Origin of the sequence: Yoonia vestfoldensis SKA53 (assembly GCF_000152785.1) — a bacterium.
Classification (GTDB): Bacteria; Pseudomonadota; Alphaproteobacteria; order Rhodobacterales; family Rhodobacteraceae; genus Yoonia; species Yoonia vestfoldensis_A.
In genome coordinates this window covers 1,479,001-1,500,046 of the sequence record NZ_CH672414.1, presented here as the reverse complement: position 1 = coordinate 1,500,046, position 21,046 = coordinate 1,479,001, and the positions used below count along the sequence as shown (strand labels likewise).

Below are 21,046 nucleotides of genomic sequence, written 5' to 3'. Positions count from 1 at the left end.
CAACCGTTCCGGACACCGGCAGGTGCGACCGCAAGGGCCGCCGCGTAAAACATTATACTCATACTATCTAACGTCTAAAAAACTCTATCCTTGGATAGGATATCTTGCCCTGCTTCGGGTCTGTCAACACGCCTCCAGTGCCGTCTGCGTCGTTTTCACGCCGCAAGAGGTTTTGCCACCACATGGCTTTGCCTATACTGCGGGCAGACTCATCCCCCAGACCGGAGACCGCAATGCCCATCACCCCCGACCAGCAGGCCGAAATCGATACTTTGCGCGCCCAACCGCAACCGACCCTGCGCGCGACAGCCCCGGGGATGGAGGCGCATCTTTACAATGCCTATGACGTGCTGGACCACGGGTTCATCCGTGTGATCGATTATATGGGCGATGACGCCGCGATCTGTCAGGCGGCGCGGGTCAGCTATGGCCGCGGCACCAAATCGGTGCAGAATGACGAAGGTCTGATCCGCTATCTGATGCGGCACTGGCATTCGACCCCGTTCGAGATGTGCGAGATCAAGCTACATGTCAAACTGCCCGTCTTTGTCGCGCGGCAATGGATCCGGCACCGGACAGCCAACGTGAACGAATATTCCGCGCGCTATTCGATCCTTGACCGCGAATTCTATATCCCCGCGCCGGAACATCTGGCTGCGCAATCGGTGATCAACAACCAGGGTCGCGGTGAGGCCTTGTCAGGGGATGAGGCCGCGCGCGTGCTGGCCTATCTGAAAGACGACGCCGCGCGCTGTTACGACCATTACGCCGAGATGATCAGCGACGAGGGCCAGCAGGGGCTGGCGCGCGAACTGGCGCGGATGAACCTGCCCGCCAATATCTATACCCAATGGTACTGGAAAGTTGATCTGCACAACCTGTTCCACTTCCTGCGCCTGCGCGCCGACAGCCACGCGCAATACGAGATCCGCGTCTATGCCGAAGAAATCTGCAAGGTCGTCGCCGATTGGGTACCCGCCGCCTATGGCGCCTTCGAGGATTACCGGATGGGCGGGGCCACACTCTCCGGCAAGGCGATTGACTGCGTGAAACGTATGCTGAAAGGGGAAGAGGTGACGCAGGAGACGTCAGGCATGAGCAAGGGCGAATGGCGGGAGTTTATGGGAGTGATTGGGTAGGGTGCGCCGCGCTGCGCACCCTACCGGAAGGATGTGTGTGGCCAATCCGCATGGAGTAATCTGTGTCCGCTGCAGGCAGGGTCCAGATGCAATGCATGTGATCCGGCAGCACGACCCAAGCGTCCACACGAAACGGCCGTTCCGCCCGCGTGCGCATCACTGCCCACCGCAGCGCAGCGACCTCGCGCACCAGCAGGTCGCTCGTGCGGTCCGCCAGAGCGACGGTGAAGAACAATGTTGCACCGGGCAGGCGGGGGCGGCGATAACAGGACATGCGGCGCAATATCGCGCGGCATGGTTAACAAACTGGAAGCGCGATGATCCTTTACGGCCTGCCCACCTGTTCGGATTGCAAGGCGGCGCTGCGCGCGCTTGACGATCTGGGCGTGACCTTGCGCGACATCCGCGCCGACCCATTGAGCGCTGATGAATGGGCGCCGCTGATTGCGGAATTCGGCGACAATCTGATCGACCGCAAATCGCAGGCCTATCGCAACCTTAACGCTTGGCTGCGAGAATCGGAAACCGATGCGCAGCTTGACGCGCAGCCCGCCCTGATGGCCCGCCCCGTCATCACAGACGGCAGCCGCTGGACCTTGGGCTGGGACGCTGCCGCACAGGCGGTCTGGCTGGGTTAATCCGCCTTGGCCAGATTACCGGCCATCTTGCGCCCGTCGCGCCCTTCGACCAGATCAAAGGTGATCTTCTGGTTGTCCGCCAACCCCGTCATCCCCGATTGTTCCACCGCCGAGATATGAACAAAGATGTCGTTGCCGCCATCGTCAGGGGCGATAAAGCCGAACCCCTTGGTCGTGTTGAACCATTTCACTGTGCCGCTTGGCATGTCGTCCTCTCCTTTTGTCGCCAGCACCCGGGCTCCGCGACAAGCGGTCTTCCCTTTGCCTTGTAATCCCAAGACTCCGGTGTTTTATAAAAAACGCAATTGACACGACGTCGCAGCCAAACAGGAGTTGATAATGCGGTTCCTCGGACTGAAATCCTGCGATACCTGCCGCAAGGCGCTGGCCGCGCTGCATGCGCAAGGCATCACACCGCAGGTGATTGATGTGCGCGCGGACGGGCTGGATGCCGATGACATTCAGGCCATCGTCGCGGCCTTTGGCGATTCTGCCGTCAATCGCGCCTCGACCACATGGCGCGGCCTGTCCGAGGATGCCCGCGCGCAAGATACAGCCGCCTTGCTGGCTGCATATCCCACGCTGATGAAACGTCCGGTGATCGCAACCGACGATGGCTGGACCATCGGCTGGAAACCGGACGTGCAAGCGAAGTACTTGCGCGCCTGATTAGACCAGATCAGGCGGCGTGGCGCGCTGTTTCAGTTCCGCCACGATCTCGTCCATCGTCACCACGCGGGTCTGGGTTTCGCCCAGCTGACGTGCTGTTGCGGTGCGTTCCTCGACCTCGCGCGCGCCGACGGCCAGGATCACTGGCACCTTGCCGACGGAATGTTCGCGCACCTTGTAATTGATCTTTTCGTTGCGGGTGTCAGCCTCGGCCCGGACACCGGCGGCGGTCAGGGCCGCCACCAGGTCGCGCGCGTAATCATCGGCGTCCGACACAATCGTCGCCACAACCACCTGACGCGGGGCAAGCCAGAACGGCAGCTTGCCGGCATGTTCTTCGATCAGGATACCGATGAAACGCTCAAAACTGCCCAAGGTCGCGCGGTGCAGCATGACGGGCCGGTGCTTTTCGCCATCTGTCCCGATATATTCCGCATCCAGCCGTTCGGGCAGGTTGGCATCCACCTGTAAGGTGCCGCATTGCCAGTTCCGGCCAATCGCATCGGTCAGGGTGAATTCGAGTTTCGGGCCGTAAAACGCGCCTTCGCCTTCCAGCAGTTCGAAATCGTAACCGGCCGCGCGGCAGGCATCGCCCAACGCCTTTTCCATCATATCCCATGTAGCGTCCGACCCGATCCGCTGTTCGGGGCGGGTGGACAGTTTGATGGTCCAGTCGTTGAAACCCAGATCGGCATAGACCCGCGACAAAAACGCGATAAAACGGGCTGTTTCCGGTTCGATCTGGTCTTCGCGGCAGAAAATATGCCCGTCATCCTGTGTGAAACCACGTACCCGCATGATGCCATGCAAAGCACCCGATGGTTCATAGCGCGCGCAAGACCCGAATTCGGCCATCCGCAACGGCAGGTCGCGGTAGGATTTCAGACCTTGGTTGAAAATCTGCACATGGCAGGGGCAATTCATTGGTTTCAGCGCATTGACCGCTTTTTCGCGGGCGTGTTCTTCGTCCACTTCGACGATGAACATGTTTTCCTGATACTTGTCCCAATGGCCGGATTTTTCCCACAGCTTACGGTCCACGACCTGGGGTGTGTTCACCTCGACATAGCCGCCCGCGCGTTGGCGGCGGCGCATGTAATCTTGCAGTTCGGTATAGATCGTCCAGCCATCGGGGTGCCAGAACACCTGACCGGGGGCTTCTTCTTGCATGTGGAACAGGTTCATTTCGCGGCCCAGCTTGCGGTGGTCGCGTTTGGCGGCTTCTTCCAGACGGTGCAGGTGGTCTTTCAGCGCGTCTTTATTGGTAAAGGCCGTCCCATAGATGCGTTGCAGCATCGGGCGGGTGCTGTCGCCGCGCCAATAGGCACCGGCGATGCTCATCAGCTTGAAGGCATCCGCTGGCACCTGGCCGGTGTTCTGCAAATGCGGGCCACGGCACAGATCCTGCCAGTCGCCATGCCAATACATGCGCAACGGTTCATTGCCGGGGATGCTGTCGATCAGTTCGACCTTATAAGGCTCGCCCCGGTCAGTGTAATATTGCACGGCGCGGGCGCGGTCCCAGATCTCGGTACGGACATCATCGCGTTTGTTGATGATCTCCTTCATCTTTTTCTCGATCAAGCCAAGGTCTTCGGGGGTGAAAGGTTCCTTGCGGTCGAAATCGTAATACCAGCCGTCCTTGATCACGGGGCCGATGGTGACCTGTGTATCCGGCCAAATCTCTTGCACGGCACGCGCCATGATATGGGCCAGATCGTGGCGGACGAGTTCCAATGCAGGCGCTTCGTCTTTCATCGTGTTGATGGCGATCTGCGCGTCTGCTTGAATGGGCCATTGCAGGTCCCAATGCGCGCCGTTCACGGTGGCGGAAATCGCCTTTTTGCGCAGCGATGGGGAAATGTCGCTGGCAACGTCACCGGCGGTTACGCCTGCGTCATACTGGCGGCTGTTGCCATCGGGAAATGTCAGGGAAATCTGTGCCATCGGCAAGCTCCTCGTCGGTTTGGCGCCCACGGAACGCCCGGTTGCGGGTTATGTATGCGGCCTAGATGCCGCCGCATCGCCGGATCGTCAAGCCGATTGAATCCGCTGCATGATTTGTATGCACAGATATACGTTGACTGCGACGCCTTGCGCAGTAAAACCGACATCAGTTTCCGATACGAAACACGCGCAAAGGGGTGGATCATGCCAAGCTACAACCGCACATTCGATCTGAGCATCGCCGATGTCGATCTGATCGAAGAGGCTCTGCGCGCGCGCGGACGGGAATTGTCACGGATGCGCCTTGCCCTGACCGAGGAAAACCCCGCCCATCTGGAATCGATCCGCGTGATCGAACAAGACCAGCGCACGGGCGAGGAATTGCTGGGCCGGTTGCATGATCAGAAAATCTTTTACCGTCCGCGCAAAGCGGTCTATGTCGGCGGCTGACAGCCCGCCAGTCGCGGTGCCATGACCTGAAAGGCCCCGCCATGCCCGATTATCTGATCACGCCCGCGGGGCGCAAGATTGCCTATCATCTGACGGATGGCAGCGCGCCGGCGGTGGTATTCCTTGGCGGGTTCAAATCCGACATGGGCGGCACCAAGGCTGTGTTTCTGGAAGACTGGGCGCGCCGGCAGGGCAGGGCGTTTTTGCGCTTCGACTATTCCGGCCACGGCGACAGCAGCGGTGCATTCACCGACGGGGCGATTGGCGATTGGTATCACGATGCGCAGGCCGCCATCGGGCTGGTCGCGGGGCCTGTGGTGCTGGTCGGCTCCAGCATGGGGGGCTGGATTTCCCTGCTTTTGGCGCGCAGCCAGCCTGACCGTGTGGCGGGTCTTGTCACCATCGCCGCCGCGCCCGATTTCACCGAAGACAGCATGTGGGCGGGCGCAACCGAGGCGCAGCGCGCCGCGCTGATGACGGACGGACAGATCGCATTGCCGTCAGAGTATGGCGACCCCTATATCATCACCCGCCGCCTGATCGAGGACGGGCGCGACTATCTGGTCCTGCGCGCGCCACTGCAGCTGCCGTTCCCCGTGCGGTTCCTGCAAGGGACAGCGGACAAGGATGTGGATATGGCCGTGGCGCAGCGCCTGCTGGATCACGCGCAGGGGCCTGACATGCGGCTGACGCTGGTGGACGGGGCTGATCACCGGTTTTCCGACGACGCCTGCCTTGCCTTGATCGCGGACAGTATCACAGATGTGATCGCGCGGGCTGAGCGCTGACAGCGATCCTGCGCCGATGCCACTTGTGATGCGGGGGCAGGCAGGCCAAAAGGGCCCAGCAAAAACAACCACAGATAGCCACAATGCCGCATGATCCGATCGTCCTTGTCCCCCCGATGCTGTGCGATCTGGGGGTTTTCGGGCCGCAGATGCTGGATCTGGCCAAGGATCACGCGGTGATGTTCGCCCCCACGACCCAAGGTGAACGGATGGAAGAAATCGCCTCCCAGATCCTGACTTGGGCGCCTGCGAAATTCGCGCTGGCGGGGATGGGGATGGGCGGGATGGTTGCGCTTGAACTCCTGCGCCGTGCGCCGCAGCGTGTGACGCGGATCGCGCTGATCGCCACCAGCGCGCAGGCCGAAACGCCAGAGACCGCCGCCGCGCGCGAACCCCATATCATTGCGGCCAAAGGCGGCGGGCGCTGGCACGAGGTTGTGCAGCACGAAATCAATTCAACATGGATGGCCCCCACGACCGACCGCGTCGCATTGGTCCGGCATCTGCGCCAGATGGCCGAGGCGCTGGGCCCTGCCGTCTATGTCAGCCAGTCGCGCGCGATGCAGCGGCGCAAGGACCAGCAATCGACGCTCAGCCAGATCAAACAGCCCGCGATGGTGATCTGCGGGCAGCATGATGGGCAATATCCGGTCAAGCGGCAGCAATTCATGGCCGAACTGATCCCCTATGCCACGCTAGAGGTGATTGAGGATGCCGGATACATGCCTACGCTCGAAGCGCCGGATCAGGTGACGGCGGCGCTGCGGCGCTGGATGACAGCGCCGCTGATGCTGCGGCTCTAGATTAGGCGGCGGCGTTTTTATTGGCGGGTTTCGCCGTATCGCCTGAATTGGCGTCGATGAAAGCCAGCACCAGGGGGCGGATATTCTGCCGCCAGCTGCGCCCTGCGAAAATCCCGTAATGTCCGGCGCCCGGCTCCAGATGCGCGGCTTTCTTGCTATCGGGCAGGCCGGTCAGCAGGGGCAATGCGGCAAGGCACTGGCCGGGGGCGGAAATATCATCATTTTCGCCTTCGACAATATTGACCGCAACGGTCGTGATCTTGCCAAGGTCAACCAGTTTGCCATTGACGGTAAAGCTGTTCAGCGCGATTTCGCGGTTCTTGAAGATGCGTTCCACCGTGGACAGGTAAAATTCTGCCGTCATGTCCATGACCGCCAGATATTCGTCATAAAACATGTTATGCTTGTCGTGTTCAGTGGCTTCGCCCTTGGCGGACTTGATGATCTGGTCGCGGAACGCGTCAGTATGCGTTTCCATGTTCATCGAGATGAAAGACGCCAGCTGCAACAGGCCGGGATAAACCGTCCGGCCAACGCCCGCATATTTGAAACCAACGCGTTGGATCATCGTCTGTTCCAGTTGGCCCATGGTGACGGACCGGCCAAAATCGGTGACTTCGGTCGGGTTCGCATCGGGATCGACAGGACCACCGATCAGCGTCAATGATCTTGGCTGCGCCTTGGGGTCCTCGGCGGCCAGATAGGCGGTGGCGGCCAGCGCCAAAGGCACAGGCTGGCACACGGCGATCACATGGGTGTCGGGGCCAAGCTCGCGCAGGAAATCGACCAGATAAAGCGTGTAATCCTCGACATCGAACTTGCCCGCGCTGACGGGGATGTCGCGCGCATTGTGCCAATCGGTTATATAAACATCTGCATCAGGCAAAAGGCTGATCACGGTCTTGCGCAGCAAGGTCGCGTAATGGCCCGACATCGGAGCAACAACCAGCACGCGCCGTTTGCTGGCCTTGCGACCGGGTGTGGTGAAATGGATCAAATCGCCAAACGGGCGTTCCAGCACACGTTTGATAACGACCGGGTGGTCCTTGCCCTTGTCATCGGAAATCGCCGGGATGTTCCAGTCGGGTTTGACCACCATCCGCGCAAATGTCCGTTCCGTGACCTCACCCCACGCCTTGAGCCAGTCCATGCCCGGGTTTGTGCCCCATGACATCATCGGATAGGATGCGTATGCGCGTGCGCTGGCCCCCAGCCACTGATAGGTATTGCGCGTGCTTTCCATCAGGTCATAGGTCATCATATACTTCATAGAAAGCTCCGATCGGACAGGCACATATGCTGCAGTTGCAGCATACGCATAGGTGGATGAATATGACAACAAACGATTTAGACCCGGTCACTGAAACGGGCGCCGGTGTTGCCAAACTGGAAGCCAACCTTGCCCGTGTCGAAGAATTGACCCAGCGTCTGCTCAAGGTGATGGGGCAGTCGCGCAAGGTCGCGCCATCCTTGCAGGGGCCAAGCCAGGAACTTTATGTCAAGGCGGCCAGCGCCTATATGGCCGAGATGATGCAGAACCCCGCCAAGCTGATCGAACATCAGCTGTCATTCTGGGGCAAGTCGGTGAAACATTATGTCGAGGCCCAGCATCTGTTGGCCCAAGGCAAGCTGACCCCGCCGACCGATGAAACCCCCAAGGATCGCCGTTTCAGCCACGAGCTTTGGGACACCAACCCCTATTTCAACTTTATCAAGCAGCAATACCTGATGAATGCCGCCGCCGTGCAACAGGCGGTCGAAGACATCGACAACCTGGACGCGGATGAAAAAAAGCGCCTGCGCTATTTCAGCCAGCAGATGGTCGATATGATCAGCCCCACCAATTTCCTGCCCACCAACCCCGAGGCGCTGGCGCTGGCCGCCGAGACCGAAGGCGAAAGCCTTGTCGCGGGGCTTGAAAACATGATCGCCGACCTTGAGGCGAATGATGGTGATCTGGTCGTTACCTTGGCTGATAAAAAGGCGTTCAAACTGGGTGAAAATCTGGCGACCACGCCGGGGTCCGTCGTGTTTCGCAACCACCTGTTCGAGCTGATCCAATATGCGCCCAGCACCGAAACGGTCCATGAAATCCCGCTGCTGATCTTTCCGCCATGGATCAACAAATTCTATATTCTTGACCTGAAACCACAAAACAGCCTGATCAAATGGGCTGTCGATCAGGGCTATACCGTGTTCGTCGTGTCCTGGGTCAACCCCGATGCGTCCTATGCCGACACATCAATGTCCGATTACGTCGAGGACGGATATCTGACCGCTATCGCCGAGGCCAAGAAAATCTGTGGCGTCAAAAAGATCAACGCCGTGGGCTATTGCATCGCGGGGACGACGCTTTCGCTGACGCTGGCGCTGATGAAACAGCGAAAGGATACGTCGGTCAACACCGCGACCCTGTTCACCACGCTGACCGATTTTTCCGACCGGGGCGAGGTGGGCGTGTTCCTTGACGATGATTTCGTTGACGGGATCGAGGCGGAAGTGGCGCAGAACGGCATCCTTGATTCCTTTTTCATGTCGCGGACCTTTTCCTATCTGCGCTCCAACGACCTGATCTATGGCCCCGCGATCAAAAGCTATATGCTGGGCAAGGCCCCCCCCGCCTTTGATCTGCTGTTCTGGAACGGCGATGGGACCAATCTGCCCGCGAAAATGTCGGTCGAATATCTGCGCGGCCTGTGTCAGGGCGACCGTTTCGCCACCGACGGTTTCGAGATTTGTGGCACCATGGTTCATCTCAAAGACGTGACCGTCCCGCTCTGCGCGATTGCCTGCGAGACGGATCACATTGCCGCGTGGAAAAGCAGTTACGCTGGCGTGCAAAAGATGGGGTCGAAGGACAAGACCTTTATCCTGTCGGAATCCGGTCATATCGCGGGCATCATCAACCCCCCCAGCAAGAACAAATACGGCCATTACACCAACCCCGAACTGGGATTGACGGCGGATGATTGGCGCCTGTCCGCAGTGCGCCATGACGGGTCATGGTGGCCGCGCTGGGATGCGTGGTTGGCGCCAAAATCGGGCAAATCGGTGCCTGCCCGCACGCCGGGGGGGGCCGATCACCCGGTTCTGGCCCCTGCACCCGGCACGTATGTTTCCGCTAAGTAAGCCTGAACAAAGCACTTTTCCGCTTTACAAAAAATTCATGCTGCAGCGCAGAAAAAATACTTGAAATGCTGCACTGCAGCATGCATATTGGTGTCATACGAAAACAGCGGATGCTGATCCGCAGATACAAAGGATTACTCCAATGGCTAAGACCCAAGATTTCACCGGCGTGTTCAAAGACATGATGGGCGCGTTCCCCGTCGATACCAAGGCAATGGAAGACACATTCAAGAACCAGACTGCTCTGGCCGAGAAAATGTCGTCTGTCGCGATTGATGCGGCGCACAAGTCGACCGAATTGTCCGCAAAATGGGCACAGGACACGCTGACCAAGCTGCAGTCGATGGCATCCGCCAAAACCGAACCTACCGACTACGCCAAGGCAATGACCGATTTCGCATCGGCGTCTGCTGAATCCGCAGCCGAGCATATGGCCGCTTTCGCCGAAATCGCGAAAAAGGTGCAGACACAGACGATGGAACTGGTTCTGGCCGCTGGCAAGGACATGTCCGAAGAAATGACCGCCGCTGCCAAGAAAGCGACGAACGAAGTCACCGCCGCTGCGAAAAAAGCGACCGCAGCGAAATAAGTATTACGAACGACCCCACCTCTCCCTTGGGGATTGTTCCGAAAACGGCCCGCATCACGCGGGCCGTTTTTCGTTCGAGGTAACGCTTTCCTTTCTTGTGGACGCAGCCTAGGCTTATTTTTAATGCAACATGTCCAAGGGGAGGGCGCGTCTTGGCTGACACCAATAAACCACTGCTTATCAAGCGCTACGCAAGCCGGCGTCTCTATAACACGGAAACCAGCGATTACGTCACGCTGGAAGACATCGCGCTGTTCATCCGTGAAGGCCGCGAGGTGCAGATCGTCGATCTGAAATCCGGCGACGACCTGACACGGCAATATCTTCTGCAGATCATCGCAGAACACGAAAGCCGCGGCGAAAGCGTGCTGCCCGTCGATGTGCTGACCGATCTGGTGCGCAGCTATACCACACAGGCCGCATCGGTCGTGCCGCAATTCCTGGCCGCCAGTTTCGAGATGCTGCGCGATGGCCAGTCCAAGGCGATGGAAAACATGACCAAGGCCAATCCGATGACCGCGATGCCGGGCTTTGACGCGATGCGCGCCCAGCAGGCGGCTTTTTTCAAGGCGATGACGGGCGGTCTGGTTGGTGGCAACACCGCGCCTGCCAAGGATGGCGATGATCTGGACGACATCAAGACACAGCTGGCCGCGTTGCAGGAAAAGCTGGCCAAGATGGGCAAATAGGGGTCAGACCCCCAGCCGGTCGCGCAGCGCGTACCATGTCATTGCCAGCGTCAGCAGCGGCGCCCGCAACGCGCGACCACCCGGAAAGCTGGGGACATTCAGCCCCGCAAGCGTATCGAAACGGCCTGCTTGGCCTGCCACAGCCTCGGCCATGATCTTGCCCGCAAGCCCCGACAGCGCCACGCCATGCCCCGAAAATCCCGCGCCTGACAGCACATTGGGGGCCACCCGCTGGATCGCGGGCAGGCGGGTCATGGTGATACCCAGCGTCCCGCCCCAAACATAATCGACCTTCACGCCGTCAAGCTGCGGAAACAGGGTCGTCATCCGCTGGATCAGCGCCGTGCTGATGTCGCGCGGAAAGCCGATGGAATAGCTTTCGCGCCCGCCGAACAGGAACCGGTTATCCTCGGACATGCGATAGTAATTCACCACGAACTTGCTGTCCGCCACCGCGATATCACGCGCCAGCACATCGCGCGCGCGGTCGCCCAAAGGTTCGGTCGCGCAGATGAACGAATTGATCGGCATCACCTTGGCCGCCACCGCGCGGTTGATATTGGGCATATAGCCATTGCCCGCCATGATGACATGGCGCGCGCGCACGCGGCCTTGGCCGGTCTGCACCACCGCCGGATCGCCCATGGCAAGGCCGGTGACTTCGGAGCGGTCATAGATCCGCGCGCCGGCCGCCTCGGCCAGCCGCGCCAGCCCCAAGGCATAGCGCAAAGGGTGCAGATGGCCGGCCCCCATATCAAGCAATCCACCCTGATATAGCGGCGATTTCACCAGATCGCGCATCGCATCGGGGTGCAGTTTCTCGATCTGGTCATAGCCATAGCTTTGCGCCAGATAATCGGCATCGGCGTCGTAATCGCGTGCTTCGGTAGCGGAATAATAGCCATGCGCGACGCCGGGCTTGTATTGCGCCTCGGGGATGTGGTCTGCGCAAATCCGGCGCACATCGGCCTTGGCCTCTTCGGCCAGCGCCCAAAGGGCTGTGGCATTGCCCGCACCCAGTTTGCGTGCAAGGCTTTGTTGGCTCGCGTTATAGCCGGTGCCAACCTGCCCGCCGTTGCGCCCGGACGCGCCAAACCCCGCGCGATGCGCATCCAGCACAACGACATCCAGCCCCTTTTGCGCCAGATGCCATGCCGCCGACAAGCCGGTATAGCCCGCACCGATTACGCAGACATCAGCCACGGTTTCACCGAACAGGGCAGGGCGTTCGGGTGGCAGGTCGGTGCTTGCGACATACCAGCTTTTCGGCATCTGGCCGGGGCGGTCGTTGCGGTACAGCGGGTTCATACGTTCAACAACAGATGTTCGCGTTCCCACGGGCTGATCACCTGCAGGAATTCCTTGTATTCCAGCCGCTTGACGATGGAATAGACCCGCGCGAAATCCTCGCCCAGAACGGCGCGCAATTCCTTGGCCTCGTCGAACAGGTCCAAAGCATCCGACAAAGACCCCGCAATCTCGGATTCAGATTCGTAGGCTTCACCGACCCAGCGTTTATCGGGCCGGATTTCGTTCTTTAGCCCCAGATAGCCGCAGGCAAGCGACGCGGCGATGCACAGATAGGGGTTGCAATCCATGCCCGGCAGGCGGTTTTCAATGCGCCGCGCGGCGGGGTCCGAAATCGGGATACGGATACCCGTGGTGCGGTTGTCGCGGCCCCATTCAAGGTTCACGGGGGCGGCGGAATCCCGCACATAGCGGCGATAGCTGTTCACATAGGGCGCGATCACCGCGATGGCGCTGGGCATATGTTCCTGCAACCCGCCGATAAAATGGAAAAACGCATCGGTTTCCCCGCCGCCCGGTCCGGTAAAGATATTGCGCCCTTTCGCATCAATAACCGAATGATGCACATGCATCGCCGATCCCGGTTCACCTTCGATGGGTTTGGCCATGAAGGTGGCAAAACAATCGTGTTTCAGCGCAGCCTCGCGGATCAGGCGTTTGAAGAAAAACACCTCATCCGCCAGCTTGATCGGGTCGCCGTGGCGCAGGTTGATTTCCAGCTGGCCAGCGCCGCCTTCCTGCGCGATGCCGTCAATCTCGAACCCCTGGATTTCGGCATATTCATAGATGTCGTCGATGACAGGGCCGTAATCGTCCACCGCCGTCATCGAATAGGCCTGCCGTCCGGCGGCAGGGCGTCCGGTGCGGCCCATCATCGGTTCAATCGCCTTGGCGGGGTCGATGTTGCGCCCGACCAGATAGAATTCCATTTCTGGCGCGACAACAGGGGTCCAGCCTTCGGCCTTGTACAGATCGACCACACGGCGCAGCACGTTGCGCGGCGAAAAGGCGACAGGCTTGCCTTTCTGGTCATAGGCGTCGTGGATCACCTGCAAGGTGCCATCCGCAGCCCAAGGGGCGGCGGTCGCTGTGGACAGATCTGGTTTCAGGATCATGTCGGGTTCCAGAAATCCGTCAGGGCCGGATGCTTCGCCCCAGTCACCGGTGATGGTCTGGAAAAAGATCGAATTGGGCAGGTGGAAATGCGTCTGTTTTTCCCATTTGCCCGCAGGCACAGCCTTGCCGCGGGCAATGCCGGGCAGGTCGGCAATCACGCATTCCACCTCGTCCAGCCGGTTGGCTTCAAGATAGGCGGTGGCGGCGGCGGGGATTTTCGTTGTCCAGCTCATGCCAGTTCTCTTTCCTTGAAAAATCGCGCGATCTGGGTGGCAAGCCGGCCATTATCGACGGGTTTGTCCAGATCGTTGCGCACCTGTGCGAGCTGCGCATCGGGGACATTGCCGGGGCCGCGATAAGTAACCAGCCCGTCTATGACCTGTTTGTCGAATTCGGGATGCGGCTGCACGGTAAAAATCCGGTTGCCATAGACCAGTGCGGCATTGGCGCAAAAATCGTTGCTGCCGACGACTGTGGCATCCTTCGGCCGGACCACGACCTGATCCTGATGCCATGCGTTCAGCGCAAAGTCAGCGCCATTGATCTGATAGCGTTGTCGCCCCACCGACCAGCCGCCATCGAATTTTGTGACCGTACCACCCAGCGCCTGCGCGATGATCTGGTGCCCAAAGCAGACCCCGACCAGCGGAATATCAGCGGCATAGATGTCGCGGATCATCGCCTCTAGCGGGGGAATGAACGGGTGATCCTCATAGGCGCCATGTTTGGACCCGGTAATCAGCCAGCCGTCGCAATCGGTGATTGCCGCCGGAAAGTCCATGTCCACGACGTTGTAGACGGTGAATTCAAACCCGTGACCGCCCAGCAGACCTTGGAACAAATCGCTGAAATCACCAGTGGTCGGGCGCAATTCGTCCGGCGCGTGCCCTGTTTGCAGGATGCCGATTTTCATGTTTTCACCATGTGTTGGGTTTCAACGCCAAACTACCCTGCCGCAGGTATGCCCGCAAGCGGGGACGCGTCAAACCGTATCGAGGTACAGCTCTAACTGCTGTTCTTCGCTGAGTTCTGCGAAATAATGCAGCTCTTGCCGCTTGGTCATGACAAAATTGTCCACCAGCGTGTCGTCGAAAATGCGCCGTGCGATCCGGCTGTTCTCGAAGGCATCGATCGCGGCGGCCCAAGTGTCGGGGATCTGCAACATCTCTTGCTCATAGGCATTGCCCGAAATCGGCGGTGGCGGTGTCAGATCATCCTCGATCCCGATCAGGGCCGACCCAAGCACAGCGGCAAGGAACAGATATGGGTTCACATCGCCGCCCGCCACGCGGTGTTCAACGCGGCGCGCCTTGAAGCTACCGCCCGGCACCCGCACAGATGCGGTACGGTTGTCATAGGCCCAGCAAACCCCCGTGGGGGCATGGCTTTCCGGCACCAGCCGTTCATAGGAATTGCCGTGCGGCGCAAAGATCAGCGCCAGATCTGGAATGCCTTTCAGGCAACCCGCAATCGTATTGTGCAACAGCCGCGTACCTTCGAACGTGTCATTGGCCATCAGGTTGTTGCCTTCGGCGTCCACGACCGAAAAATGCGTGTGCAGCCCAGAGCCTGCGTATTCTTCGTAAGGTTTGGCCATGAAACTGGCCGCCATCCCGTGGTTGCGCGCCAGACCGCGCACCAGCATCTTGAACAGCCACGCATCATCTGCCGCCTTCAGCGCATCGGAGACATGTTCGAGGTTGATCTCGAACTGGCCCATGCCGACCTCGGAAATCGCGGCTTCGGCGGGAATGTTCATCGCGTCGCAAGCGTCATAGAGGTCGTTGAAAAACATATCGAACGCATCCAGCGCACGCAAAGACAGGATTTCCGCACCCGGACGGCGCTTGCCTGATCGCGGCGACCGGGGCTGGCGGATACCATCGCCGCTATCATCGACCAGATAGAATTCCATTTCCGTGGCGACCACAGGCGTCAGCCCGCGCGTATGGTATTTCTCTACTACCCGCGCCAAGGCCTGTCGTGGATCACCGGCAAAGGGCGTGCCGTCTTCGTGGAACATCCACATCGGCAGCAGCGCGGATGGGCTGTTCAGCCATGGCATCGGGACATAGCCACGTTCGGTCGGCATCAGCACACCATCGGGATCGCCCGCTTCGAACACCAGCGGGCTGTCCTCGACATCCTCGCCCCAGATATCAAGGTTGAGGATGGAAAACGGGAACCGCGTGCCTTCTTCTTCCAGCTTGGCCGCAAATTTGCGCGGCACCCGCTTGCCCCTTGCCTGACCGTTCAGGTCTGCGGCTCCGCAACGCACGTTGCGGACCTCGGGGCGGTCGTCGATCCAGCTCATCTGATTACCTGTGGTTTGAAACGCAGCTTTGCGCGCATGTTTTGCGGAAGATGGCGGTTCAACCGGCCGTTGACCAGCCCGAAAACGCCGATGACGACCAAAGTCAGCGCGATGAAGTAGCCCGCAAGTATCGGATAGGGGATAAAAGGGTTGAACGTCTTGTCCGCGAAATAGCGCGCGTAGTACAGCGCATCACCTTTTTGCTGGATCGCGGGAAAGCCTGAAAAGAACACCAGCGTCGTGGCGTGGAACAAAAATATCGCCTCGTTCGTATAGGCGGGCCAGCCAAGGCGCAGCATCGTGGGAAAGGTGATCCGCCGGAACCGCGCCCAGCCCGACAGGCCGTAGGCGTCGGCAGCCTCGAGGTCGCCTTTTGGGATAGATTGCAGCGCGCCATAAAAAATCTCGCCCGAATAGGCGGCGGTGTTCAGAAACAACACGACCAGCGCGCCGGCCCAAGCAGATGTGAACGGGTCAAAGAACGGCGACACATTCTTGAGGCTGAGAAACAGGAAATAGGCAAAAAAGAACTGGATGAACAAAGGCGAGCCACGGAACAAAAAGATGAACCAAGCCGATGCCTTGTGGATCACCCTGTTGCGCGATGCCTTGCCAAGCGCGACAGCGGTCGCAAGAACGAACCCCGTGCAAAGGGCGACCAGACCGAAATAGATATTCCAGATCATGCCCGACCCGATCAGCGTGAATTGCTGGCACAGCGTGAAATCACGCTGCGGCAACAGCCGCTCGCCTAGCCCCTGACTGCGCAGGGCGTAATCGAGGATTGTTTCCCAACAGCTCATGTCGCGGCCTTGCGCTGGGCTTCGCCTGCGGCTGTGGCCTGCCCGAATGTCAGCCGCGCCATGATCCGGTCCAGCACGATCTCGGACACTTTCGTGAAGCATAGATAAAACACCAGCAGCGCAAGGAAATACCATTGCCGCCAGTCAGGATGCGGGTAATCGGTGAAGCGGGGCTGTGCCGCACCGCCCAATTCGCGCGCCCAATAGACGATGTCCTGAATCCCCAGCAGGAACAACAGCGGCGTGGCCTTGATCAGCACCATCCACAGGTTCGACAGGCCGGGCAGCGCATAGACCCACATCTGCGGCACCAGCACCCGCCAGAAGGTCTGGCGCTGGCTCATGCCATAGGCTTCGGCGGTTTCCAACTGGCCGCGCGGCACGGCGCGCATCGCCCCGAACAGGACATTGGCGGCGAAAGCGCCGAACACTATGGCAAAGGTAAATGCCGCAACCGCAAAGGCATAGGTGTCATGCACCCATTGCGCCGCATTGCCCAAAGGCAGTTTCGCGGCCTGACAGACCACAAAATCATTGCCTTGCCAGACAGCCTGTTCCCAGTCGGGGCATTTGACCCGGTGCCGGACGTATTCGAGCGCCTGATCCAGCGCGATCACGAAGAACAGGAAAAACGCGATATCCGGCACGCCGCGCACGACGGCGATATAGGTGTTGCCGATCCAGCGCAACGGAGCCACGGCACTGCGCGCGGCGGCCGCACCGGCAAAGCCAAAGGCCAGCGCCGCAGGTGCTGTCAGCGCCAGTAGCAAAAGCACCGTCCCGACAGCAGAATAGATCTGCATATGCTTGCCTGTTGTCAGGTAGCAGGCAAACCATTGGAATGTCTCCAATGTCGCAGGGTCTGTGCAAAAGCTGAAAATGGCGGGACCGCACTATCTGAGGGTGAGGCCCCGGCACGATGGCCGGGGCGCCTTGCGATTAGAACGTGGCCGAACCTGGCAGCCACTTGGTGATCAGCGCGTTCAGGCTGCCGTCATCCTTCATCGACTGGATCGCGGCGCTGAATGTGTCGCGCAGCTCGGTATCTGACTGGCGCACGCCCAGACCGATGCCACCACCGATCAGCACATCGTCACCGACAAAGGACAGATCGCCGCCTTCGGAATCGATCGGTTCCAGAAATGCCTTGTCGGCCAGAACGGCATCCGCCTCGCCATTGCGCACGGCCGAGATGGTTTCATCCGGTGTCGCGAATTCCAGCAATGTCGCACCCGCCATGCCGGTGACATAGCTGGCCTGAATGGTGCCGGATTGCGCCGCGATCACGGCGTTCGCAAAATCAACATCGCCCATGGCCAGAAACGCGGATGGGTCTGGCTGTGTGTAAGGGTCTGAAAAGTCGATGACTTCCTTGCGTTCCTCGGTGATCGACATGCCGGCGATGATCGCGTCATAGTTGCCGGACACAAGGTTTGGGATGATGCTGTCCCAGTCGTTGGTGACCCATGTGCAGGTCAGTTCGGCGCGCGCGCACAGCTCGTCGCCCAGTTCCCGCTCGAACCCGTCGACTTCACCGGCGTCGTTGATGAAGTTGTACGGAGGATAGGCGCCCTCGGTGCCAAGGCGCACCACGTCTTGCGCCATCGCGGCACTGCCCAAAAGCGCGGCAGCTACACTTGTCACGATCAGTTTGTTCATCATACTTCTCCCGTTGATGATTAAGCGACTGTTGCGGATAGAAATCCGCGCAGTCTTTCCGTTGTCGGATTGGCAAAAAGCGCGTCAGGCGCGCCTTGTTCTTCGATGCGGCCCTGATGCAGAAACACGACATGGTCGCTGACATCGGCGGCAAGGCGCATGTCATGCGTGACGATGATCATGGTGCGGCCCTCGGCGGCCAGATCCTTGATCACGCGGATCACCTCTTGTTCCAGTTCGGGGTCCAGCGCGCTGGTCGGTTCGTCGAACAACAGCGCCTTGGGTTCCATGCAAAGCGCGCGTGCAATCGCCGCGCGTTGCTGCTGACCACCTGACAGCTGCGCGGGATAGGCATCGCATTTGTCGCCGATGCCGACCTTGTCCAGATAGGCGCGCGCCGCGCCCTCGACCTCGGCCTTGGGGCGTTTGAGAACGGTGACAGGGGCTTCCATCACGTTTTGCAGAATCGTCATATGCGCCCAGAGATTGAACTGCTGGAACACCATAGACAGATTGGTGCGGATGCGGATCATCTGCGCGTGATCGCCTGGACGGCGGTTCAATCCGGTGCCTTTCCAGGTCACAGCCTCACCACAAAAGATCACATCGCCTTGCTGGCTATCTTCCAGCAGGTTTGCGCAGCGTAGCAAGGTGGATTTGCCCGATCCTGACGATCCGATCAGCGACACGACATGGCCTGCGGGCGCGGTAATATCGACGCCCTTCAACACTTCGAGCGACCCATAGGATTTATGCAGGTCACGAATTTCGATCACAGGGACGCTGTTGGTCACGCTCAGGCTTCTTTTCTGGCAGGCTCGTTTGCTTCACTCCGCGCCGATTAGGCCCGCTTTTCGCGGCGTTTGCAACGGTTTGGTAACGGTTAACCACACGTCACGAGGCAGATGCCTAAGGATCGGGCGGCAAAGCGATGTCATAGGCCGCAGGCGGCAGCGCCACAACGCCGCGCAACCCCAGCATCTGGCGGTGTGTTTCGGGCAAGGCGGCAATGGCGTCAGTGACGGCAGCAAGGTAGGGCGCGGGGTTTTGTTCTTTGCGCGTGATCAGCGTCATGCAGGGGCTGGCGGGGGTGGTGCCGATCACCCTGACCTGTCCGGTCAGCGGATCGTCCTGCTGCGCCATCCACCATGTCTGTGCGTCGATACTGGCAAAATCGGCGGCTCCTGTCGCCACTGCCTTGATGCTGGCGGCATGGCTGCCAGTGATCAAAGGGCTGGCAAACACAAACCCCTGATCCGCCCCCCATTGCTGGGCTGCGCCATAGCCTGATTGCGACAACAGGGCGCTGGCGGCCATCCGCCTGCCGCGCAAATGGCGCAAATCGGACAGGTGGCTGTCGCGGTTCACAATGAAAACCGAATTGTAATAGCCCGGCGCACAGCCCGGCAGATCGTAATCCATCGCTGCAACCAGCGTCACGCGGTCACGGAACTGCGCGCGATAGGGCAGATTGCAGATCTGGCCTAGCACCAGATCAGGATGCGCCCAGCTGGCTTGATAGTCGATATCTTCGTCCAACGCATCAGGCGCGGGCAGGTCGCGGTTGCGCAAACCGTCGCGGATCAAGGCCCAAAGGGCACAATGCGCCGCCGTGTTGGCGGGGCGCAGATACATCGGCAGGCTGGCGATCACGACGGCGTGACGCGAAGCCGTGCCGCATTGCTGTCCTGATCGGTGATCCCCAGCAAGGACACGGTCATCCGCATCATGCTGTCTTCATGGACATCGCGCAGGCCATCGGCCAAGACAACACGCCACAATGCCTCGATCACCGACAGGCGCTGTTCATAGGCCACGGCATCCTTGATCGCGCGGGTGAAACGGACGGTGTCGGGGGCCTCTGATTCCAGTCGCTCGCAATCGGCGCGCAGGGTTGCGGCCTCGGCCTCGTCCAGATCATAGCGGGACATCAGGGTCTGGTCGATCTGCGCCTTCTCGGATGGATCATAGCGGCCATCCGTGCGCGCGATGCGCACCAAAAGCGCGCCAAGCGCCAAGCGCGCATCGGGGTCGGACAGGGGCTGTGGGGCGGGGGCGGTCATGCGCCGGATCAGGTCTGCAAACATATGCCCGACATAGTGGGTTTTCGCGCCGGAACAAACATCAATTCTGCATGAGCTGCTGTTGGAACATCGCTGACAGGCGCGCGCCTTCGTCCTGCAACCCGTAAGGCGGGTTCACCACGAACAGGCCAGAGCCTGTCATCCGGTGCCCTTCACGGGCGGGGGGAAAGCCGACTTCGTGGCGAAATCCCTCGGGGAAAGCCTCCTGTAGGGTGCGCAGCATCGGGCGGTGCGGGCCATCGGTCAGGATCGGATACCACAGCACCAGAACCCCCACGCCCCATTTGCGATGCACCTTGGCCAGCAGGGGCGGGATCGTGTCGTAATCCGTTTTGACCTCGAAACTGGGATCGACCAGCATCAGCCCCCGGCGCGGATCGGGCGGGCAGAGCGATAGCGCCATCTCGAACCCGTCGCGTTGGCGGAACACGCCGCCATAGGGGGCCATATTGGTGGCCAGCGCTGCATATTCCTGCGGGTGCAATTCGGCCAGATGGATGCTGTCAACCGGGCGCAGCATCTCTGCGGCCACCAGCGGTGACCCCGGATAGGCGTTTGCGCCATATGTCGCGCGGATACGTCCCAGTACCGTCCTGTACGGATGATCTGGCGCAAACCAGTCGGCGGCAACAGCGATCCCCTTGGCGGCCTCGCCGGTCTTGAGGGCTGCGGCATCGGTCAGATCATAAAGCCCGCGTCCGGCATGGGTTTCCAGATAGGACAGGGGTTTGTCCTTTTGCGTCAGATAGGCCAGCATCCACGCCAGCAGCGCATGTTTATGGACATCCGCAAGATTGCCGGCATGATAGCCGTGTTGATAGGACAGCATGATCTGAAACCTTTGATTGGGCTGATGCGTGCCTACCCTTGTGCGGCCGTGGTGCCAAGTCACTTGCCTCTGGGCGCCGGACGCGATTTGGT

At 60.0% G+C, this 21,046-nt stretch carries 24 protein-coding genes; 9 read left to right on the top strand and 15 right to left on the bottom strand.

The features are described 5' to 3' along the window. Positions 1 to 233: 233 nt before the first annotated feature. A complete protein-coding gene (gene thyX / locus SKA53_RS07390; protein WP_007205478.1) occupies positions 234 to 1,139 on the top strand; it encodes an FAD-dependent thymidylate synthase in 906 nt (301 codons plus the stop codon). Here the strand turns inward: thyX and SKA53_RS15825 are convergent. Then, a complete protein-coding gene (locus tag SKA53_RS15825; RefSeq protein WP_007205477.1) occupies positions 1,120 to 1,413 on the bottom strand; it encodes an REP-associated tyrosine transposase in 294 nt (97 codons plus the stop codon). The genes thyX and SKA53_RS15825 overlap by 20 nt on opposite strands. 43 nt (positions 1,414 to 1,456) lie before the next feature. Here SKA53_RS15825 and SKA53_RS07385 point away from each other — a divergent pair, with 43 nt between their 5' ends. Further along, positions 1,457 to 1,777: an arsenate reductase family protein gene (locus SKA53_RS07385; RefSeq protein WP_007205476.1), complete on the top strand. Its 321-nt coding sequence runs from the start codon at positions 1,457 to 1,459 to the stop codon at positions 1,775 to 1,777. On the opposite strand, the gene SKA53_RS07380 is transcribed toward SKA53_RS07385, so the two are convergent. Then, positions 1,774 to 1,983 carry a cold-shock protein gene (locus SKA53_RS07380; protein WP_007205475.1) on the bottom strand — a complete coding sequence of 70 codons (210 nt, stop codon included), beginning with the start codon at positions 1,981 to 1,983 and terminating at the stop codon, positions 1,774 to 1,776. The genes SKA53_RS07385 and SKA53_RS07380 overlap by 4 nt on opposite strands. Positions 1,984 to 2,116: 133 nt before the next feature. On the opposite strand from SKA53_RS07380, the gene SKA53_RS07375 reads away from it, so the two are divergent. Next, entirely contained in the window at positions 2,117 to 2,446 is a 330-nt protein-coding gene (locus SKA53_RS07375; RefSeq protein ID WP_007205474.1) for an arsenate reductase family protein, read from the top strand. On the opposite strand, the gene thrS is transcribed toward SKA53_RS07375, so the two are convergent. Beyond that, complete coding sequence (thrS, locus tag SKA53_RS07370; protein WP_007205473.1) at positions 2,447 to 4,393, bottom strand: threonine--tRNA ligase; 1,947 nt, start codon at positions 4,391 to 4,393, stop codon at positions 2,447 to 2,449. It lies immediately after the preceding gene. Between the two features lie 204 nt (positions 4,394 to 4,597). Between thrS and SKA53_RS07365 the strand changes: the two genes are divergently transcribed. From SKA53_RS07365 to SKA53_RS07355, 3 genes are all read left to right on the top strand, one after another. Further along, positions 4,598 to 4,843 carry a hypothetical protein gene (locus SKA53_RS07365; RefSeq protein WP_040482835.1) on the top strand — a complete coding sequence of 82 codons (246 nt, stop codon included), beginning with the start codon at positions 4,598 to 4,600 and terminating at the stop codon, positions 4,841 to 4,843. A gap of 41 nt (positions 4,844 to 4,884) precedes the next feature. Further along, positions 4,885 to 5,631 (top strand): alpha/beta hydrolase, encoded by a 747-nt coding sequence (locus tag SKA53_RS07360; protein ID WP_007205471.1) that lies wholly within the window; start codon positions 4,885 to 4,887, stop codon positions 5,629 to 5,631. 83 nt (positions 5,632 to 5,714) lie between these two features. Then, a complete protein-coding gene (locus tag SKA53_RS07355; RefSeq protein ID WP_007205470.1) occupies positions 5,715 to 6,434 on the top strand; it encodes an alpha/beta fold hydrolase in 720 nt (239 codons plus the stop codon). Position 6,435: 1 nt separating this feature from the next. Here the strand turns inward: SKA53_RS07355 and phaZ are convergent, their stop codons facing one another. Further along, positions 6,436 to 7,704 (bottom strand): polyhydroxyalkanoate depolymerase, encoded by a 1,269-nt coding sequence (phaZ, locus tag SKA53_RS07350; protein ID WP_007205469.1) that lies wholly within the window; start codon positions 7,702 to 7,704, stop codon positions 6,436 to 6,438. A 62-nt stretch (positions 7,705 to 7,766) separates the two neighbouring features. On the opposite strand from phaZ, the gene SKA53_RS07345 reads away from it, so the two are divergent. From SKA53_RS07345 to phaR, 3 genes are all read left to right on the top strand, one after another. Then, positions 7,767 to 9,563: a PHA/PHB synthase family protein gene (locus tag SKA53_RS07345; protein ID WP_040483196.1), complete on the top strand. Its 1,797-nt coding sequence runs from the start codon at positions 7,767 to 7,769 to the stop codon at positions 9,561 to 9,563. Between the two features lie 142 nt (positions 9,564 to 9,705). Further along, positions 9,706 to 10,152, top strand: a complete 447-nt coding sequence (locus SKA53_RS07340) for a phasin family protein (RefSeq protein ID WP_007205467.1) — start codon at positions 9,706 to 9,708, stop codon at positions 10,150 to 10,152. A 152-nt stretch (positions 10,153 to 10,304) separates the two neighbouring features. Continuing rightward, positions 10,305 to 10,841 carry a polyhydroxyalkanoate synthesis repressor PhaR gene (gene phaR / locus SKA53_RS07335; RefSeq protein ID WP_007205466.1) on the top strand — a complete coding sequence of 179 codons (537 nt, stop codon included), beginning with the start codon at positions 10,305 to 10,307 and terminating at the stop codon, positions 10,839 to 10,841. Positions 10,842 to 10,844: 3 nt separating this feature from the next. On the opposite strand, the gene SKA53_RS07330 is transcribed toward phaR, so the two are convergent. The 11 genes from SKA53_RS07330 to SKA53_RS07280 all read right to left on the bottom strand — a co-directional run bounded on the left by SKA53_RS07330 (position 10,845) and on the right by SKA53_RS07280 (position 20,954). Continuing rightward, positions 10,845 to 12,149: an NAD(P)/FAD-dependent oxidoreductase gene (locus SKA53_RS07330; RefSeq protein ID WP_007205465.1), complete on the bottom strand. Its 1,305-nt coding sequence runs from the start codon at positions 12,147 to 12,149 to the stop codon at positions 10,845 to 10,847. Next, positions 12,146 to 13,498 (bottom strand): glutamine synthetase family protein, encoded by a 1,353-nt coding sequence (locus SKA53_RS07325; protein ID WP_007205464.1) that lies wholly within the window; start codon positions 13,496 to 13,498, stop codon positions 12,146 to 12,148. The genes SKA53_RS07330 and SKA53_RS07325 overlap by 4 nt, the downstream gene beginning before the upstream one ends. Next, a complete protein-coding gene (locus tag SKA53_RS07320; RefSeq protein WP_007205463.1) occupies positions 13,495 to 14,178 on the bottom strand; it encodes a type 1 glutamine amidotransferase in 684 nt (227 codons plus the stop codon). The genes SKA53_RS07325 and SKA53_RS07320 overlap by 4 nt, the downstream gene beginning before the upstream one ends. A 69-nt stretch (positions 14,179 to 14,247) precedes the next feature. Beyond that, positions 14,248 to 15,579 carry a glutamine synthetase family protein gene (locus SKA53_RS07315; protein ID WP_007205462.1) on the bottom strand — a complete coding sequence of 444 codons (1,332 nt, stop codon included), beginning with the start codon at positions 15,577 to 15,579 and terminating at the stop codon, positions 14,248 to 14,250. Further along, positions 15,576 to 16,382 (bottom strand): ABC transporter permease, encoded by an 807-nt coding sequence (locus SKA53_RS07310; RefSeq protein ID WP_007205461.1) that lies wholly within the window; start codon positions 16,380 to 16,382, stop codon positions 15,576 to 15,578. The genes SKA53_RS07315 and SKA53_RS07310 overlap by 4 nt, the downstream gene beginning before the upstream one ends. Next, positions 16,379 to 17,263, bottom strand: coding sequence for an ABC transporter permease (locus SKA53_RS07305; protein ID WP_040482834.1), 885 nt, complete (start codon positions 17,261 to 17,263; stop codon positions 16,379 to 16,381). Before SKA53_RS07305 ends, SKA53_RS07310 begins: the two co-directional genes overlap by 4 nt. Before the next feature lie 58 nt (positions 17,264 to 17,321). After that, entirely contained in the window at positions 17,322 to 18,044 is a 723-nt protein-coding gene (locus SKA53_RS07300; RefSeq protein ID WP_007205459.1) for a transporter substrate-binding domain-containing protein, read from the bottom strand. Positions 18,045 to 18,061: 17 nt separating this feature from the next. Beyond that, on the bottom strand, positions 18,062 to 18,835 hold the full coding sequence (locus SKA53_RS07295; RefSeq protein WP_007205458.1) for an ABC transporter ATP-binding protein: 774 nt from the start codon (positions 18,833 to 18,835) through the stop codon (positions 18,062 to 18,064). 115 nt (positions 18,836 to 18,950) lie between these two features. Further along, entirely contained in the window at positions 18,951 to 19,676 is a 726-nt protein-coding gene (locus tag SKA53_RS07290; protein ID WP_007205457.1) for a phosphate/phosphite/phosphonate ABC transporter substrate-binding protein, read from the bottom strand. Positions 19,677 to 19,690: 14 nt separating this feature from the next. After that, entirely contained in the window at positions 19,691 to 20,128 is a 438-nt protein-coding gene (locus tag SKA53_RS07285; RefSeq protein WP_007205456.1) for a TerB family tellurite resistance protein, read from the bottom strand. Between the two features lie 37 nt (positions 20,129 to 20,165). Then, positions 20,166 to 20,954, bottom strand: a complete 789-nt coding sequence (locus SKA53_RS07280) for a 23S rRNA (adenine(2030)-N(6))-methyltransferase RlmJ (RefSeq protein WP_007205455.1) — start codon at positions 20,952 to 20,954, stop codon at positions 20,166 to 20,168. Positions 20,955 to 21,046 lie beyond the last annotated feature (92 nt).

What these genes read in the sequence shown, in the direction of transcription:
- thyX (WP_007205478.1), top strand. Translation starts at nt 234, where the DNA reads ATGCCCATCACCCCCGACCAGCAGGCCGAAATCGATACTTTGCGCGCC.
- SKA53_RS15825 (WP_007205477.1), bottom strand. Translation starts at nt 1,413, where the DNA reads ATGTCCTGTTATCGCCGCCCCCGCCTGCCCGGTGCAACATTGTTCTTC.
- SKA53_RS07385 (WP_007205476.1), top strand. Translation starts at nt 1,457, where the DNA reads ATGATCCTTTACGGCCTGCCCACCTGTTCGGATTGCAAGGCGGCGCTG.
- SKA53_RS07380 (WP_007205475.1), bottom strand. Translation starts at nt 1,983, where the DNA reads ATGCCAAGCGGCACAGTGAAATGGTTCAACACGACCAAGGGGTTCGGC.
- SKA53_RS07375 (WP_007205474.1), top strand. Translation starts at nt 2,117, where the DNA reads ATGCGGTTCCTCGGACTGAAATCCTGCGATACCTGCCGCAAGGCGCTG.
- thrS (WP_007205473.1), bottom strand. Translation starts at nt 4,393, where the DNA reads ATGGCACAGATTTCCCTGACATTTCCCGATGGCAACAGCCGCCAGTAT.
- SKA53_RS07365 (WP_040482835.1), top strand. Translation starts at nt 4,598, where the DNA reads ATGCCAAGCTACAACCGCACATTCGATCTGAGCATCGCCGATGTCGAT.
- SKA53_RS07360 (WP_007205471.1), top strand. Translation starts at nt 4,885, where the DNA reads ATGCCCGATTATCTGATCACGCCCGCGGGGCGCAAGATTGCCTATCAT.
- SKA53_RS07355 (WP_007205470.1), top strand. Translation starts at nt 5,715, where the DNA reads ATGCCGCATGATCCGATCGTCCTTGTCCCCCCGATGCTGTGCGATCTG.
- phaZ (WP_007205469.1), bottom strand. Translation starts at nt 7,704, where the DNA reads ATGAAGTATATGATGACCTATGACCTGATGGAAAGCACGCGCAATACC.
- SKA53_RS07345 (WP_040483196.1), top strand. Translation starts at nt 7,767, where the DNA reads ATGACAACAAACGATTTAGACCCGGTCACTGAAACGGGCGCCGGTGTT.
- SKA53_RS07340 (WP_007205467.1), top strand. Translation starts at nt 9,706, where the DNA reads ATGGCTAAGACCCAAGATTTCACCGGCGTGTTCAAAGACATGATGGGC.
- SKA53_RS07330 (WP_007205465.1), bottom strand. Translation starts at nt 12,149, where the DNA reads ATGAACCCGCTGTACCGCAACGACCGCCCCGGCCAGATGCCGAAAAGC.
- SKA53_RS07325 (WP_007205464.1), bottom strand. Translation starts at nt 13,498, where the DNA reads ATGAGCTGGACAACGAAAATCCCCGCCGCCGCCACCGCCTATCTTGAA.
- SKA53_RS07320 (WP_007205463.1), bottom strand. Translation starts at nt 14,178, where the DNA reads ATGAAAATCGGCATCCTGCAAACAGGGCACGCGCCGGACGAATTGCGC.
- SKA53_RS07315 (WP_007205462.1), bottom strand. Translation starts at nt 15,579, where the DNA reads ATGAGCTGGATCGACGACCGCCCCGAGGTCCGCAACGTGCGTTGCGGA.
- SKA53_RS07310 (WP_007205461.1), bottom strand. Translation starts at nt 16,382, where the DNA reads ATGAGCTGTTGGGAAACAATCCTCGATTACGCCCTGCGCAGTCAGGGG.
- SKA53_RS07300 (WP_007205459.1), bottom strand. Translation starts at nt 18,044, where the DNA reads ATGATGAACAAACTGATCGTGACAAGTGTAGCTGCCGCGCTTTTGGGC.
- SKA53_RS07290 (WP_007205457.1), bottom strand. Translation starts at nt 19,676, where the DNA reads ATGTATCTGCGCCCCGCCAACACGGCGGCGCATTGTGCCCTTTGGGCC.
- SKA53_RS07285 (WP_007205456.1), bottom strand. Translation starts at nt 20,128, where the DNA reads ATGTTTGCAGACCTGATCCGGCGCATGACCGCCCCCGCCCCACAGCCC.
- SKA53_RS07280 (WP_007205455.1), bottom strand. Translation starts at nt 20,954, where the DNA reads ATGCTGTCCTATCAACACGGCTATCATGCCGGCAATCTTGCGGATGTC.